This is a genomic window from Pseudomonas sp. B707, from assembly GCF_022496685.1.
Classification (GTDB): Bacteria; Pseudomonadota; Gammaproteobacteria; order Pseudomonadales; family Pseudomonadaceae; genus Aquipseudomonas; species Aquipseudomonas paraglycinae.
The window spans coordinates 148,625-162,955 of the sequence record NZ_WTVE01000025.1; the positions used below are offsets into that span (position 1 = coordinate 148,625).

14 protein-coding genes are annotated in these 14,331 nt (G+C 60.7%); 11 read left to right on the forward strand and 3 right to left on the reverse strand.

The window, feature by feature from the left end; translation table 11 throughout:
- The first annotated feature begins 136 nt into the window (after positions 1-136).
- Positions 137-1,285 carry an acetylornithine deacetylase gene (gene argE / locus GQX66_RS13300; protein ID WP_240869658.1) on the forward strand — a complete coding sequence of 383 codons (1,149 nt, stop codon included), beginning with the start codon at positions 137-139 and terminating at the stop codon, positions 1,283-1,285.
- A gap of 135 nt (positions 1,286-1,420) precedes the next feature.
- Positions 1,421-2,719, forward strand: a complete 1,299-nt coding sequence (gene argA / locus GQX66_RS13305; protein ID WP_007951778.1) for an amino-acid N-acetyltransferase — start codon at positions 1,421-1,423, stop codon at positions 2,717-2,719.
- 82 nt (positions 2,720-2,801) lie between these two features.
- Here the strand turns inward: argA and tauA are convergent, their stop codons facing one another.
- Positions 2,802-3,788 carry a taurine ABC transporter substrate-binding protein gene (gene tauA, locus GQX66_RS13310; protein ID WP_240869849.1) on the reverse strand — a complete coding sequence of 329 codons (987 nt, stop codon included), beginning with the start codon at positions 3,786-3,788 and terminating at the stop codon, positions 2,802-2,804.
- Positions 3,789-4,155: 367 nt separating this feature from the next.
- Here tauA and GQX66_RS13315 point away from each other — a divergent pair, with 367 nt between their 5' ends.
- From GQX66_RS13315 to GQX66_RS13350, 8 genes are all read left to right on the forward strand, one after another.
- The gene (locus tag GQX66_RS13315) at positions 4,156-5,556 is read left to right on the forward strand and encodes an OprD family porin (RefSeq protein WP_102717349.1); all 1,401 of its coding nucleotides are present in this window, start codon (positions 4,156-4,158) and stop codon (positions 5,554-5,556) included.
- Between the two features lie 309 nt (positions 5,557-5,865).
- On the forward strand, positions 5,866-6,504 hold the full coding sequence (locus GQX66_RS13320) for a peroxiredoxin (RefSeq protein ID WP_016772650.1): 639 nt from the start codon (positions 5,866-5,868) through the stop codon (positions 6,502-6,504).
- 296 nt (positions 6,505-6,800) lie between these two features.
- A complete protein-coding gene (ssuE, locus tag GQX66_RS13325) occupies positions 6,801-7,394 on the forward strand; it encodes an NADPH-dependent FMN reductase (RefSeq protein ID WP_011336454.1) in 594 nt (197 codons plus the stop codon).
- A gap of 89 nt (positions 7,395-7,483) precedes the next feature.
- Complete coding sequence (locus GQX66_RS13330) at positions 7,484-8,464, forward strand: sulfonate ABC transporter substrate-binding protein (protein ID WP_007953529.1); 981 nt, start codon at positions 7,484-7,486, stop codon at positions 8,462-8,464.
- Between the two features lie 25 nt (positions 8,465-8,489).
- The gene (gene ssuD / locus GQX66_RS13335; RefSeq protein WP_011336452.1) at positions 8,490-9,638 is read left to right on the forward strand and encodes an FMNH2-dependent alkanesulfonate monooxygenase; all 1,149 of its coding nucleotides are present in this window, start codon (positions 8,490-8,492) and stop codon (positions 9,636-9,638) included.
- A 9-nt stretch (positions 9,639-9,647) separates the two neighbouring features.
- On the forward strand, positions 9,648-10,430 hold the full coding sequence (gene ssuC, locus GQX66_RS13340; protein ID WP_011336451.1) for an aliphatic sulfonate ABC transporter permease SsuC: 783 nt from the start codon (positions 9,648-9,650) through the stop codon (positions 10,428-10,430).
- Positions 10,427-11,233 carry an aliphatic sulfonates ABC transporter ATP-binding protein gene (ssuB, locus tag GQX66_RS13345; protein WP_102685820.1) on the forward strand — a complete coding sequence of 269 codons (807 nt, stop codon included), beginning with the start codon at positions 10,427-10,429 and terminating at the stop codon, positions 11,231-11,233. Before ssuC ends, ssuB begins: the two co-directional genes overlap by 4 nt.
- Positions 11,234-11,260: 27 nt before the next feature.
- Positions 11,261-11,476: a TOBE domain-containing protein gene (locus tag GQX66_RS13350; protein WP_007953520.1), complete on the forward strand. Its 216-nt coding sequence runs from the start codon at positions 11,261-11,263 to the stop codon at positions 11,474-11,476.
- A gap of 70 nt (positions 11,477-11,546) precedes the next feature.
- On the opposite strand, the gene GQX66_RS13355 is transcribed toward GQX66_RS13350, so the two are convergent.
- Positions 11,547-12,179 carry a TetR/AcrR family transcriptional regulator gene (locus GQX66_RS13355; RefSeq protein ID WP_085746732.1) on the reverse strand — a complete coding sequence of 211 codons (633 nt, stop codon included), beginning with the start codon at positions 12,177-12,179 and terminating at the stop codon, positions 11,547-11,549.
- 118 nt (positions 12,180-12,297) lie between these two features.
- Entirely contained in the window at positions 12,298-13,674 is a 1,377-nt protein-coding gene (locus tag GQX66_RS13360) for a glutamine synthetase family protein (protein ID WP_011336449.1), read from the reverse strand.
- A gap of 278 nt (positions 13,675-13,952) precedes the next feature.
- Here GQX66_RS13360 and GQX66_RS13365 point away from each other — a divergent pair, with 278 nt between their 5' ends.
- Positions 13,953-14,309 carry a gamma-glutamyl-gamma-aminobutyrate hydrolase family protein gene (locus tag GQX66_RS13365; protein ID WP_129972266.1) on the forward strand — a complete coding sequence of 119 codons (357 nt, stop codon included), beginning with the start codon at positions 13,953-13,955 and terminating at the stop codon, positions 14,307-14,309.
- The last annotated feature ends 22 nt before the right edge of the window (positions 14,310-14,331 follow it).

A 14,331-nucleotide genomic window follows, 5' to 3' on the forward strand; every position in this document is an offset into this window, starting at 1 on the left:
GGAGCGCAGCCGGGGGAATGTGTGGCTGCCAAGGCCGTGCAGTGTACAGGACTGAACCTTCCTACGCTTTGCGGCGGTTTATTCTCGGCGCCGGATGGTTCTATGATGAACCTCAATCCGGGAGTTGGAGTCAGCGATGCCTTTGCCGTCCATGCAAGACCAGTTCGCTGCACTGATCGCCGCGCCGTCGGTCAGTTGCACTCAGCCGCGGCTCGATCAGTCCAACCGGGCGGTGATCGATCTGCTCGCGGGCTGGCTCGGCGACCTCGGTTTCAGCTGCGACATCCAGCAGGTCAGCTCCGGAAAATTCAACCTGCTCGCCAGTTTTGGCAGCGGCCCCGGCGGGCTGGTGCTGGCCGGGCACAGCGACACGGTGCCGTACGACGATGCGCTGTGGAAAACCGACCCGCTGAAACTCACCGAAGTCGACGGCCGCTGGGTCGGCCTCGGCAGCTGCGACATGAAGGGCTTTTTCGCCCTGATCATCGAAGCCGTGCAACCGCTGCTCGATCAGCCGTTCAAACAACCGCTGCTGATCCTCGCCACCTGCGATGAAGAAAGCTCGATGTCCGGTGCCCGTGCGCTGGCCGAAGCGGGGCGACCGCTGGGCCGGGCTGCGGTGATCGGCGAGCCGACCGGGCTCAAACCAATCCGCATGCACAAAGGCATCATGATGGAGCGCATCGATATCCTTGGGCAGAGCGGCCATTCGTCGGATCCGCGCCTGGGGCACAGCGCCCTCGAAGCGATGCACGATGCCATCGGCGAACTGCGCGGCCTGCGCCTGCTGTGGCAGCGCGAATTCAACAACCCGCAGTTCAGCGTGCCGCAGCCGACCATGAACTTCGGCTGCATCCACGGTGGCGACAACCCCAACCGCATCTGCGGTCAGTGTTCGCTGGAGTTCGACCTGCGGCCGTTGCCGGGAATGGACCCCAAGCTCTTGCGCAGCGAGATTCTGCGCAAACTCAACCCGGTCGCCGAACGCCATCAGGTGAAAATCGATTACGCGCCGCTGTTTCCCGAAGTGCCGCCGTTCGAGCAGGCCGAAGACGCGGAACTGGTGCGAATTGCCGAAAAACTCACCGGCCATACGGCCGAAGCGGTAGCGTTCGGCACCGAAGCGCCTTATCTTCAGCGCCTTGGCTGCGAAACCATCGTGCTCGGCCCTGGCGACATCGCCTGTGCGCACCAGCCGGACGAGTACCTCGAAATGTCACGTTTGCAGCCTACCGTGCATCTATTGCGGCAGTTGATCGAACATTACTGTCTCAAAGCTGTATAAATTGCCCACACACCCACCCGTATTCATGAGGAGAGCGCGCGTGTCGCCAAGCCTGTTCCGACGATAACCATCAGCCCGCTGTGCGTTTTCCGTTCTGCCCTTTTTCCGGCTGCTATTTATTACAGGCCCAGGTTCATGCCCGAATACGTCAATTGGCTTCGCCACGCGTCTCCTTATATCAATGCTCACCGCGATTGCACCTTCGTTGTCATGCTTCCGGGCGACGGCGTGGAGCATCCGAATTTCGGCAACATCGTCCATGACATCGTGCTGCTGCACAGCCTCGGCGTGCGGCTGGTGCTGGTTCATGGTTCCCGTCCGCAGATCGAAACCCGCCTTGCCGCCCGCGGCCTGACCCCGCATTACCACCACGGCATGCGCATCACCGATGCCGCGACGCTGGAGTGCGTGATCGACGCGGTCGGCCAGTTGCGCATCGCTATCGAAGCGCGGCTGTCGATGGACATGGCTTCCTCGCCGATGCAGGGCTCGCGCCTGCGGGTGGCCAGCGGCAACCTTGTTACGGCGCGGCCGATCGGCGTGCTGGAAGGCGTCGACTACCACCACACCGGCGAAGTGCGCCGGGTCGACCGCAAAGGCATCAACCGCCTGCTCGACGAGCGCTCCATCGTGCTGCTGTCTCCGCTGGGTTATTCGCCGACCGGTGAAATCTTCAACCTGGCCTGCGAAGACGTCGCCACCCGCGCCGCCATCGATCTGGGCGCCGACAAGCTGCTGCTGTTCGGTGCCGACCTCGGTCTGATCGACGAAAACGGCAAACTGGTGCGCGAGCTGCGTCCGCAGCAGGTGCCGGCGCATTTGCAGCGTCTGGGCAGCAACTATCAGGCGGAACTGCTGGATGCCGCCGCTGAAGCCTGCCGTGGCGGTGTGGCGCGCAGCCATATCGTCAGTTATGCCGAGGATGGTGCGCTGCTGACTGAACTGTTCACCCGTGACGGTGGCGGTACGCTGGTGGCCCAGGAGCAATTCGAACTGGTGCGCGAGGCGGCGATCGAAGACGTCGGCGGTTTGCTCGATCTGATCAGCCCGCTGGAAGAGCAGGGCATTCTGGTGCGTCGCTCGCGCGAAGTGCTGGAACGCGAAATCGAGCAGTTCAGCGTGGTCGAGCGTGAAGGGATGATCATCGCCTGTGCGGCGCTGTATCAGATTGCCGATTCGGATGCCGGCGAGCTGGCGTGCCTGGCGGTGAATCCCGAGTATCGCCATGGCGGTCGCGGCGACGAATTGCTCGAACGCATCGAGACCCGTGCCCGGGCGCAGGGTTTGAAGACTCTGTTCGTCCTCACCACCCGCACTGCCCACTGGTTCCGCGAGCGCGGTTTCGAACCGAGCAGCGTCGAGCGCCTGCCGGCAGCTCGGGCTTCTCTTTATAACTATCAGCGCAATTCGAAGATCTTCGAAAAGTCTCTGTGATGTGACGCCCTCATCGCGAGCAGGGCCGCTCCCACAAAGGTTCACTGAGCCTGTGAGGGAGCGAGCTTGCTCGCGATAGCGTTTATTCGGCTACAAACTTCGCACTGACATACGGCGAGTAGTCAGGCAGAACACTTTCGACCTTGCCCTGTTCCTTCAAGAATTTCGCCGTCTCACCAATCGCCCTCGCCGTGCCGCCGTCCAGCAGCGCCGTGGTCTGTTGCGCCTGGGCGTCCGGGAAGGCCGAACCCGCGAGCAATTCCGGTACGTCGGCAGCATTGGCACCGGTCAGTTTGGCGATTTTTTGTACAGGCACCGAGTCGGCTGTCCAGCTGTCTTTATGGGCGGCGTAATCCGCGAACGAGTCCAGAGTCACCTTGGCGAACTTGGCCACGACTTCAGGATGCTTCTCGGCAAAGTCCTTGCGCGCGACCCAGACTTCGAAGGTCGGCGCGCCCCACTGGCCGACCTGCGCGGCATCGGTCAGGGTCTTGCCGGTCTTGCGGATTTCACCCAGCGCCGGCGACCAGACAAAGGCACCGTCGATGTCGCCACGCTTCCAGGCTGCCGCGATTTCTGCGGGTTGCAGGTTCACCACTTTGACTTTCGAGGTGTCCAGGCCCCAGTGCTTGAGCGCACCGAGCAGGCTGTAGTGGGAGGTGGAAACGAACGGGGTGGCGATGGTCTTGCCGATCAGGTCTTCGGGCTTGTTGATACCGCTGCCGTTACGCACCACCAGTGCTTCGGCGGCATTGATCTGCGCCGAGACGATAAAGGCCACGATCGGCAGATTGCGCGAAGCAGCGGCCGCCAGCGGGCTGGAGCCGAGGTTGCCGATCTGCACATCGCCGGAGGCGATGGCTGTCACAACTTCCGGGCCGCTGTTGAACCGGCGCCAGTCGATTTTCTCGCCGATGGCCTTCTCGTACACGCCGTCGGCCTGGGGGACTTTGCTCGGGTCGATACCGGTCTGGTAGCCGACGGTGAGGTTGGCGGCATGGGCTGAAAAAGAAATCAGCGCCGACACACAAACTGTAACAAATTGACTAGATAGTGCGCGTTTGGCCATCATGGCGTCGCCTTTTCGATAGGGTTTGACGAATCGGGGTTGCGTCAAAGCTAATCGATCTAAAAAAAGGCTAACAAATACCATTTAGTAATGAGCTTAGTCGCCGATACGCTGTATCCGGTGAGGATGGCAAATAGCTGGCCATATAGCTGAAAGGTATCAAAAAGAATTAATAAATTCTTTTTGGGTTTATCAGGAAGTCTTTACCCTGCAGGGACCAAATCACTGCGATTAGACCTTGGTCGTAGACATACAAGGTTACGATTGACTTGTCAGTCACGGTCTGGCGCTAATCGCGCATCTTAGGATCCAGGGGCATCAGACCCCGGACCAGGAACACAAGAATTAGAAACGAGAGGAGCGAAACATGAACAAGTCCACCTTGGCCCTGGCCGTGGCCGTAGGGGTTTTGGCGCAGCAGGCAGGCGCCGCCGGTTTCATCGAAGACAGCAAGGCCACCTTGGGGCTGCGTAACTTCTACATCAACACTGACAACCGCGATGGCGACGTCAACGCTCCTGCCAACAAGCGTGCAGGCGTTCAAAGCAAGCAGGAAGAATGGGGCCAAGGCTTCGATCTGCGCTTCATCTCCGGTTACACCCAAGGCACCGTAGGCTTCGGTATCGACGCCATCGGCCTGCTGGGCGTGCGTCTGGACTCGGGTGGTGGCACTAACGGCGCTTCCCCGGCGACAGCGACCAACTACGGCTCCTACGGCGGCACTGTTTTCCCGAGCAAATCCAATGGCGAAGCGGTTGATAACTTCTCCAGCCTGGGTCTGACTGCCAAGGCCAAGATCTCCCAGACCGAACTGAAGCTGGGTACTCTGCAGCCTAAAAACCCGGTTATCGTTACAAACGATGGTCGTCTGCTGCCGCAAACTTTCCAAGGTGGTCAGATCACTTCGGGCGACATCAAGGACCTGACCCTCGTTGGCGGTCAGATCGAGCACGTCAAAGGTCGTAACTCCAGCAACAACGAAGAACTGTCGATCGCTGGCGCCAACGGTCGTACTGCGAATGGCCGTGACAGCAACAAGTTCATCTATGCTGGCGGTGACTACAAAATCACCAAAGACCTCACTGCCCAGTACTACTACGGCAATCTGGACCAGTTCTACAAGCAACACTTCCTGGGTCTGGTGCACAACTGGGCAATCGGCCCGGGCGTGTTGAAGTCTGATCTCCGTTACTTCAACAGCCGTGACGACGGTAAAAATGGCACCGATGCCAACTACTACACCTCCGGTGACTACGGCACTGGCATCACCAAAGGTAAAGTCGACAACAACCTGTACAGCGGTCTGTTCCTGTACACCGTTGCAGGTCACACCTTCGGTGGCGGTTATCAGGTCAGCAACGGCAACAGCGACTTCCCGTGGCTGAACCAGGGTGACGGTTCTTCGAACTACACCATCACTGACATGCAAATCCAGAAGTTCGGTCGTGCTGGCGAGCGTACCTGGCAGGCTCGCTACTCGTATGATTTCGCCAAAGTCGGCCTGCCTGGCCTGACCGCCGGTGTGGTTTACCTGCGTGGCGATAATATCGACACCACCGGCCGCGTCGGTTTCAACCAGGTCAGTGTCAACGCCACTGGCCGCTCCGAGTGGGAACGCGACCTGACCGTTGGTTACGTCGTTCCAGAAGGTCCGCTGAAGAATCTGGGCTTGATGTGGAAAAACGCTACTTGGCGCAACGACATTCCGGGTCAACGCGACCAGGACGAAAACCGTCTGATCGTCAGCTACTCGATCCCGCTGCTGTAATAGCGCGCTCCTGTACTGATGTAAAAAGCCTGATGTAAAAAAAGCCCCGTCCGGCATCGCGCCGGACGGGGCTTTTGCGTTTTCGGGTCCGGCTCACCCCCGTAAGCCTTTCCCGATGTTCCCCTCTTTACAGCAACTCAAGGCCTTCTCGAACCTTGAGGGCGATGTTCGTCGCGATGCTGCGGGACGTCCAGTGAACAGATGTTTAATATTCTATAAAGATATAAATATCTAGTTATTTATTCTTTTTCAGAAGATCGAATCCCGAGCTACAGTTGAGGTCTCCAACCACTCATCAGGAGCCGCACCATGAGCCTCAGACTTGGCGATATCGCCCCCGATTTCGAACAGGATTCCAGCGCCGGCAAGATTCGTTTCCACGAATGGCTGGGCGATAGCTGGGGCGTGCTGTTTTCCCACCCGGCGGACTTCACCCCGGTCTGCACCACCGAGCTGGGCTTCACTGCCAAGCTCAAGGACGAGTTCAGCAAGCGCGGCGTGAAAGCCATTGCCCTGTCGGTCGACCCGGTGGACTCGCACCACAAGTGGATCGAGGACATCAACGAAACCCAGAACACCATCGTCAACTTCCCGATCCTGGCCGATGCCGATCGCAAGGTGTCCGATCTGTACGATCTGATCCACCCGAACGCCAACGACACCCTGACCGTGCGTTCGCTGTTCGTGATCGATCCGAACAAGAAGATCCGCCTGACCATCACCTACCCGGCGAGCACCGGGCGCAACTTCCACGAGATCCTGCGGGTGATCGATTCGCTGCAGCTCACCGACAACTACAAGGTGGCCACCCCGGCCAACTGGCAGGACGGTGAAGAAGTGGTGATCGTGCCGTCGCTCAAGGACGAAGACGAAATCAAGCAGCGCTTTCCGAAGGGCTATCGCGCGGTGAAACCGTACCTGCGCCTCACCCCACAGCCGAACAAATAAAGTCCAATCGCCAGCAGGCTGGCTCCCACAAGTGGGCATTCCATGTGGGAGCCAGCCTGCTGGCGATGGCGGCGTCGAATGCGCCGCGCGCATCCAATTTGTAACCACGATGCAGGGTTTCAGGCCGCTTTGACGGCCTGTTTTTTTGCCGCAAGAAAATGAAATGCATATCTCCATAAAGAATAACCAAATGAATAAATATGATTTATGGATATATGAATCAACTGGTAAGGTCACTGACATCGAAGCGAGATCGCAACCCGCGAATCGCCTGTAACGCGCAAGGAATCGTCTGAATGCTGGTCGTCTCACTCGGTGGCAGTCCCAGTCAACGTTCCCGCTCCGGGGTGTTGCTGGAGCGCTCGCAACGCTGGTTGCAGCAGCAAGGGGTGGAAGTGGTGAGTTATCAGGTGCGGGACTTCCCGGCCGAAGACCTGCTCCACGCCCGCTTCGACAGCCCGAAGGTGCTCGACCTGCTGCAACAGATTGAAAACGCCGATGGCCTGCTGATCGCCACGCCGGTGTACAAGGCGTCGTTTTCCGGCGCCCTGAAGACCGTGCTGGATCTGCTGCCCGAGCGTGCGCTGAACCACAAGATCGTTTTGCCGATGGCCACCGGCGGCAGCATCGCCCACATGCTGGTGGTCGATTACGCCCTCAAGCCTGTGCTGTCGGCGTTGAAGGCCCAGGAAATGCTGCAAGGGATTTTTGCCGAGGACAGCCAGATCGCCTACGGCGAAGGCAGTGCCCAGGCGCAGTTGGCGCCGGCGCTGGAGCAGCGGTTGCATGAAGCGCTGGACCAGTTTGTCAGCGCCATGGCCCGCCGGCCGAAGCCGCTGGAGCCGGGGCTGTTGAACGAACGTTTGTTGAGTGCTCGCTGGAGCATTTGAACCACACCGAAACTTGAAGTACTCACCTTACTCAGCCGCCAACGGCCAAGCAGGTGCAGCCAAAACCCAACAGCAAAAAGGAGAGCGCTATGCGCACTGTATTTTTGCGTCGTGGTCTGGTCGCTCTGTTTGCTGCGGCTGTGTCCTTCGGCGCCATCACTCAAGCTCAAGCCGAGACGCTACGGATCGGTTATCAGAAATACGGCACGCTGGTGCTGCTCAAAGCCAAAGGCACGCTGGAAAAGCGTCTCGCCGCCCAAGGCGTCGACGTGCAATGGACTGAATTCCCCGGCGGCCCGCAACTGCTGGAAGGCCTGAACGTCGGCTCGATCGACTTCGGCGTCACTGGCGAAACCCCGCCGGTTTTCGCCCAGGCTGCCGGTGCCGATCTGCTCTACGTCGCTTACGAGCCACCAGCGCCGAACAGCGAAGCGATCCTCGTGCCGAAAGACTCGCCGATCAAATCGGTGGCGGATCTCAAGGGCAAGAAAGTCGCCCTGAACAAAGGCTCCAACGTTCACTACCTGCTGGTGCGTGCGCTGGAAGACGCCGGCCTCAAGTACACCGACATTCAAACCGTATTCCTGCCGCCGGCCGATGCCCGCGCCGCGTTCGAACGTGGCAGCGTCGACGCCTGGGTCATCTGGGACCCGTACCAGGCCGCCGCCGAGAAACAGCTGCAAGCGCACACGCTGCGTGACGGCAAAGGCATCGTCGACAACCACCAGTTCTACCTGGCGACCAAACCCTACGCACAGAAAAATCCAGAGGTGATCAAGACCCTCGTGGAAGAAGTGCGCGCCGTCGGCGAGTGGTCCAAGGCCAACCCGGAAGACGTGACCCAACAGGTGTCGCCGCTGCTCGGCCTGCCGGCAGACATCACCCTGACCTCGGTGAAACGCCAGGGCTACGGCGCGTTGTTCCTGACCCCGGAAGTGGTCGCCGCACAACAGAAAATCGCCGACACCTTCTACCAGCTCAAGTTGATTCCCAAGCCGTTGAGCATCAAGGACGTGATCTGGACCCCACCGGCCGCTGTGGCCCAAAGCTCGGTCACCCAAGCCCAGTAAATCGAATCCCCAAGGAGACCACTCCATGAGCCTCAACATCTTCTGGTTCCTGCCTACCCACGGCGACGGCCATTACCTTGGCACCGCCGAAGGCGCCCGCGCCGTCGACCACGGCTATCTGCAACAGGTCGCGCAAGCGGCGGATCGACTGGGTTTTGGCGGCGTGCTGATTCCCACCGGCCGCTCCTGCGAGGACTCGTGGCTGGTGGCGGCATCGCTGATCCCGGTGACCCAGCGTCTGAAGTTTCTGGTCGCACTGCGCCCCGGGATCATTTCCCCGACGGTGGCGGCGCGTCAGGCGGCAACGCTGGATCGCCTGTCCGGCGGTCGTGCGCTGTTCAACCTGGTAACCGGTGGCGATCCGGAAGAGTTGGCCGGCGACGGTCTGTTCCTCGATCACGAAGCGCGCTATCAGGCCTCGGTGGAATTCACCCGGATCTGGCGTCGGGTGCTGGAAGGCGAAACCGTGGATTACGACGGCGAGCACATCAGTGTGAAGGGCGCCAAATTGCTCTATCCGCCGATCCAGCAGCCGCGTCCGCCGCTGTATTTCGGCGGTTCGTCGGAAGCGGCGCAGGATCTGGCCGCCGAACAAGTGGAAATGGTCTTGACCTGGGGCGAGCCGCCGGCGGCAGTGGCGGAAAAGATCGAACAGGTTCGCGCCAAAGCAGCCAAGCTCGGGCGCACCGTACGCTTCGGCATTCGTCTGCATGTGATCGTGCGGGAAACCAACGCTGAAGCCTGGCAGGCGGCGGATCGCCTGATCTCGCATCTGGACGACGACACCATCAAACGTGCCCAGGCTTCGCTGGCGCGGTTCGATTCGGTCGGCCAGCAACGCATGGCTGCGCTGCACGGTGGCAGCCGCGACAACCTCGAAGTCAGCCCGAACCTGTGGGCCGGCGTCGGCCTGGTGCGCGGCGGTGCCGGTACGGCGCTGGTCGGCGATGGCCCGACCGTGGCGGCGCGCGTGAAGGAATACGCGGATCTGGGCATCGATACCTTCATCTTCTCCGGTTATCCACACCTCGAAGAATCGTATCGGGTGGCCGAGCTGCTGTTCCCGCACCTTGACGTCGAGCGTCCGGAACTGCCGAAAAGCGCAGGTTACGTCAGCCCGTTCGGCGAGATGGTGGCCAACGACATTCTCCCCAAAGCCGCGTCCCAGAGCTGAGGCGCTGCCATGAAGAAATTTATCCACAGCCTCGCGCCCTGGGCGTTGCCGGTGTTGTTGCTGGCGGTGTGGCAGTTGTCGGTGTCGGCAGGCTGGTTGTCGACACGGATTCTGCCGGCGCCGGTGGCGGTGATCGAAGCCGGCGTGAGCCTGGTGCGCAGCGGCGAAATCTGGACGCACCTGGCGATCAGCGGCTGGCGCGCCGCGCTGGGCTTCACCATCGGTGGCAGCATCGGTCTGGTGCTGGGCTTCATCACCGGCCTGTCGAAGTGGGGCGAACGCCTGCTCGACAGCTCGGTGCAGATGATCCGCAACGTGCCGCACCTGGCGCTGATTCCGCTGGTGATCCTGTGGTTCGGCATCGATGAGTCGGCGAAGATTTTCCTGGTGGCATTGGGCACGCTGTTCCCGATCTACCTCAACACCTATCACGGCATCCGCAACGTCGACCCGGCGTTGGTTGAGATGGCGCGTAGTTATGGCCTGTCCGGTTTCAGCCTGTTCTGGCAGGTGATTCTGCCGGGTGCGTTGCCTTCGATTCTGGTCGGCGTGCGTTTCGCTCTGGGCTTCATGTGGCTGACCCTGATCGTGGCGGAAACCATCTCTGCCAGCTCCGGCATCGGTTACCTGGCGATGAACGCCCGCGAGTTCCTGCAGACCGACGTGGTGGTGCTGGCGATTCTGCTGTACGCGGTGCTCGGCAAGCTGGCCGACCTCGCGGCCCGTGGCCTTGAGCGTGTGTGGCTGCGCTGGCATCCGGCGTATCAAGTGGCGAAAGGAGGTGCGGCATGACCGCTCAACAACCTCCACGCCTGCTGCGCGGGATTCCGCTGGCGGTGCGCAACCTGCAAAAGACCTTCGGCTCGCGGCAAGTGCTGCGTGACATCGATCTGCACATTCCGGCGGGGCAATTCGTCGCTGTGGTCGGGCGCAGCGGATGCGGCAAAAGTACTTTGCTGCGCCTGCTCGCCGGTCTCGATCAACCCACCGGCGGCGATTTGCTGGCCGGGGCTGCACCGCTTAGCGATGCGCGGGATGACACCCGGTTGATGTTCCAGGAAGCGCGGCTGCTGCCGTGGAAAAAGATCATCGACAACGTCGGTCTCGGTCTCAAGGGCGACTGGCGTCCGCAAGCCTTGCAGGCGCTGGATGCAGTCGGCCTCGCCGATCGCGCCAATGAATGGCCGGCGGCATTGTCCGGCGGGCAGAAGCAGCGTGTGGCGTTGGCCCGGGCGCTGATCCATCAACCGCGTCTGTTGCTGCTCGACGAGCCGCTGGGCGCGCTGGATGCGCTGACCCGGATCGAGATGCAGCAACTGATCGAGCGTCTCTGGCAACAGCATGGTTTCACCGTGCTGCTGGTGACCCACGACGTCAGCGAAGCGGTGGCGATTGCCGACCGGGTGATTCTGATCGAGGACGGCGAAGTCGGTCTCGACCTGCAAGTGGAGCTGCCGCGCCCTCGGGTGCGTGGCTCCCATCGCCTGGCGGCGCTGGAAACCGAAGTGCTCAACCGTGTGTTGTCCCTGCCCGGCGAACCGCCGGCGCCGGAACCCGTTTCACCCTTGCCTACGCAACTGCGTTGGGCTCAATAACTCAAGCAAACGACAGGAATCAATGCCATGACTATCAAAGCCATCAACGTACGCAACCAGTTCAAAGGCGCGATCAAGGAGATCGTTCTCGGCGACGTGCTGTCGGAAATCGACGTGCAGACCGCTTCCGGCATCGTCACGTCGGTGATCACCACCCGTTCGGTCAAGGAGCTGGAACTGGAGGTCGGCAGCGAAGTGATCGCCTTCGTGAAATCCACCGAGGTGTCCATCGCCAAGTTGTAAGGGCGTGGGACAAAAACAACCCCGAAGGGTGTGAGCCCTTCGGGGTTTTTTGTGCCTGTCGCGTGCCGCGCTAGAGAACCCGCTTGGGCAGATAGGGCGGCAGATACAGCCCGATATAGGCATCGAACACCCGCATGCCTTCCTCGGCCATGCGCGGGGTGATCTGTCCGTGCTGCTGCACCGAACGGGCATAGACGCGGTCGCCCAGTTCCATGGCCAGCGCGAACACGTCGACGTCATCCGGCAGTCGCGGCAGTTCGAAGTGATGGTCGAACAGCTTGTGCATCAGGTCGCCGAGTTCGAGGTCGTGCTGGCGGTCGGCCTGAGTGACTTCGGTGAGGCCGTGCTGCGCGAGGATCAGCTGGCGGGCGGCGGCATCCTCGCCGTAGATCTCCAGCATCCGCTCCTCGACCAGCCGCGACAGGTCACGCCAGTCGCGCAGGGCATCGTGATCGATCGGCGCTTGCAGGCAGGCGCGGAAGGCTGCGTGTACATCGGCCGTCAGGGCTTCGAGCAGCGCCGGGACGCTGGCGAAGAAGTGGTAGACCGAGGAGGGCGGAATCTGTGCGCGCTCGGCAACGCTGTAGATCGACAGGCTCGCCACGCCCTCGGCGGCCAGCAGCGTGCGCGCGGCGTCGAGTATCGAATCGATCCGTGCCTGACTGCGGGCACGGGGTTTGCGGACGGGGGCGGGACGCGTCATGAAAGTCTCCTGCGGGGCAGCGGGCATTGTACGCAGAGCTTGAATGTCTGCCACAGAGGCCAATAAAAAAACGCCGCTGGCTGAGAAGCCAACGGCGTTTTCCTTTGCTGCAGTCCGCTTAAACGGTGTGCAGGTACCAGTTGTACTCGAGGTCGGAGATGGAGTGTTCGAACTCCTCCAGCTCGCTCTCTTTGCAGGCGACGAAGATATCGATGTATTTCGGATCGATGTACTTGGCCATCACTTCGCTGTCGTCCAGCTCGCGCAGGGCATCGCGCAGGTTGTTCGGCAGGCTCTGCTCGTTCTGCTCGTAGCTGTTGCCTTCGGTCGGAGCCGGTGGCTCGATCTTGTTGGTCAGGCCGTGGTGCACGCCCGCCAGGACCGAAGCCATCAGCAGGTACGGGTTGGCGTCGGCGCCGGCAACGCGGTGTTCCAGGCGGACCGCGTCGGCGGAGCCGGTCGGTACGCGCAGGGCCACGGTGCGGTTGTCCAGGCCCCAGCTCGGCGAGTTCGGCACGTAGAACTGTGCGCCGAAACGGCGGTAGGAGTTGACGTTCGGGCAGAGGAAAGCCATCTGCGCGGGCAGGGTCTCGAGCACACCGCCGATCGCGTGACGCAGCGCGGCGTTCTGCTCGGGATCCTCGCTGGCAAAAATGTTTTTGCCTTCTTTGTCGAGAACCGAAATGTGGACGTGCAGACCGTTGCCTGCCTGGCCCGGGTACGGCTTGGCCATGAAAGTGGTGTCCATTTCATGGTCGTAGGCGATGTTCTTGATCAGACGCTTGAGCAGGACCGCGTAGTCGCACGCCTTGATCGGGTCGGCGACGTGGTGCAGGTTCACTTCGAACTGCGCCGGGGCGCTTTCCTTGACGATGGCGTCGGCCGGGATGCCTTGCTCTTTGGCGCCTTCCAGAATGTCCTGGAGGCAGTCGACGTATTCGTCGAGGTCGTCGATCAGGTAAACCTGGGTCGAATGCGGGCGTTTGCCGGAGATCGGCGAGCGTGGCGGCTGAGGGCGGCCGTTCACGTTTTCCTGGTCGATCAGGTAGAACTCGAGTTCGAACGCGGCGCAGATGGTCAAGCCCAGCTCGTCAAACTTTGCAACAACTTGACGGAGCACTTCGCGCGGGTCGGCGAAGAAAGGGTCACCTTCGAGTTCGTGCATGGTCATCAACAGTTGCGCGGTCGGGCGCTTCTGCCATGGCTCGTTGCACAGGGTATCGGGGATTGGATAGCAGATACGGTCGGCGTCGCCGATGTCCAGGCCCAGGCCGGTGCTTTCCACCGTCGAACCATTGATATCCAGAGCAAATAGAGAGGCCGGCAGGTTGATGCCTTTCTCGTAAACCTTGTGGAGGCTGGTGCGTTCGATGCGCTTGCCGCGCACCACACCATTCATATCCGCAATCAGAAGGTCAACGTACAGAACCTCAGGATGTTCCTTAAGGAACGCGTTCGCTTCGTTAAGCTGAACGGCACGCGGGGGTACCGACATGATGCAACACCTTTGTTGTTAAAAATATCAATCATTGATCTTTTCTGGTTTCAGTCAACCCGAACGGCCTGCCGAAGTCAAGCGAGGCCTTTTCTGCCCTGAAAAAGCGCCACGAGGGCATTTATGGGGCACTTTGGGGCATTTTTTTATCCGTGAAGGACGCGCCACCCGCAGGCTTGAGCAGGCCGTGTTGTATTTTTTACGGGGGTGTTGTGTAAAAAAATGAACAAGGCTAAGCTCGGATCAAACCCATAACAGCAATAATACCGGGGTGCTTCATGTCTCGCCTGCCGTTAATCGGCGTCACCGACTGCTCTTTGCAGTCCGGTCTGCATGCTTATCACATCAGTGGCGACACGTCCGTCCGCAGCGCGGCCAGCAAGGCCTGCAACGTGCCAGCGATCTCCCAGCCCATGGCAGATCGAGCGCCAGCGTCCGATATTCTGGACGTGTGCGAGGGCATCCTCTTTAGCGGTTCTCCTTTCAATATAGATCTCTTTCCTGCTCCCGGCCTGCACCGCGTCCGTCGCCGTGCCCGTGATTCTGCACGCCCGGGATGTGCACAGGAAATGCAACGCCAGCGTAAAGGGCAGGTAAGCTCCTCCTTCATTGTCTATGCGCGGTGCCGGGCGTAAGCCGGCACTGCGCGCAAGCAAG

What these genes read in the sequence shown, in the direction of transcription:
- GQX66_RS13320 (WP_016772650.1), top strand. Translation starts at nt 5,866, where the DNA reads ATGAGCCTCAGACTTGGCGATATCGCCCCCGATTTCGAACAGGATTCC.
- ssuC (WP_011336451.1), top strand. Translation starts at nt 9,648, where the DNA reads ATGAAGAAATTTATCCACAGCCTCGCGCCCTGGGCGTTGCCGGTGTTG.
- ssuE (WP_011336454.1), top strand. Translation starts at nt 6,801, where the DNA reads ATGCTGGTCGTCTCACTCGGTGGCAGTCCCAGTCAACGTTCCCGCTCC.
- GQX66_RS13315 (WP_102717349.1), top strand. Translation starts at nt 4,156, where the DNA reads ATGAACAAGTCCACCTTGGCCCTGGCCGTGGCCGTAGGGGTTTTGGCG.
- argE (WP_240869658.1), top strand. Translation starts at nt 137, where the DNA reads ATGCCTTTGCCGTCCATGCAAGACCAGTTCGCTGCACTGATCGCCGCG.
- GQX66_RS13360 (WP_011336449.1), bottom strand. Translation starts at nt 13,674, where the DNA reads ATGTCGGTACCCCCGCGTGCCGTTCAGCTTAACGAAGCGAACGCGTTC.
- ssuD (WP_011336452.1), top strand. Translation starts at nt 8,490, where the DNA reads ATGAGCCTCAACATCTTCTGGTTCCTGCCTACCCACGGCGACGGCCAT.
- GQX66_RS13330 (WP_007953529.1), top strand. Translation starts at nt 7,484, where the DNA reads ATGCGCACTGTATTTTTGCGTCGTGGTCTGGTCGCTCTGTTTGCTGCG.
- ssuB (WP_102685820.1), top strand. Translation starts at nt 10,427, where the DNA reads ATGACCGCTCAACAACCTCCACGCCTGCTGCGCGGGATTCCGCTGGCG.
- GQX66_RS13365 (WP_129972266.1), top strand. Translation starts at nt 13,953, where the DNA reads ATGTCTCGCCTGCCGTTAATCGGCGTCACCGACTGCTCTTTGCAGTCC.
- argA (WP_007951778.1), top strand. Translation starts at nt 1,421, where the DNA reads ATGCCCGAATACGTCAATTGGCTTCGCCACGCGTCTCCTTATATCAAT.
- GQX66_RS13350 (WP_007953520.1), top strand. Translation starts at nt 11,261, where the DNA reads ATGACTATCAAAGCCATCAACGTACGCAACCAGTTCAAAGGCGCGATC.
- tauA (WP_240869849.1), bottom strand. Translation starts at nt 3,788, where the DNA reads ATGGCCAAACGCGCACTATCTAGTCAATTTGTTACAGTTTGTGTGTCG.
- GQX66_RS13355 (WP_085746732.1), bottom strand. Translation starts at nt 12,179, where the DNA reads ATGACGCGTCCCGCCCCCGTCCGCAAACCCCGTGCCCGCAGTCAGGCA.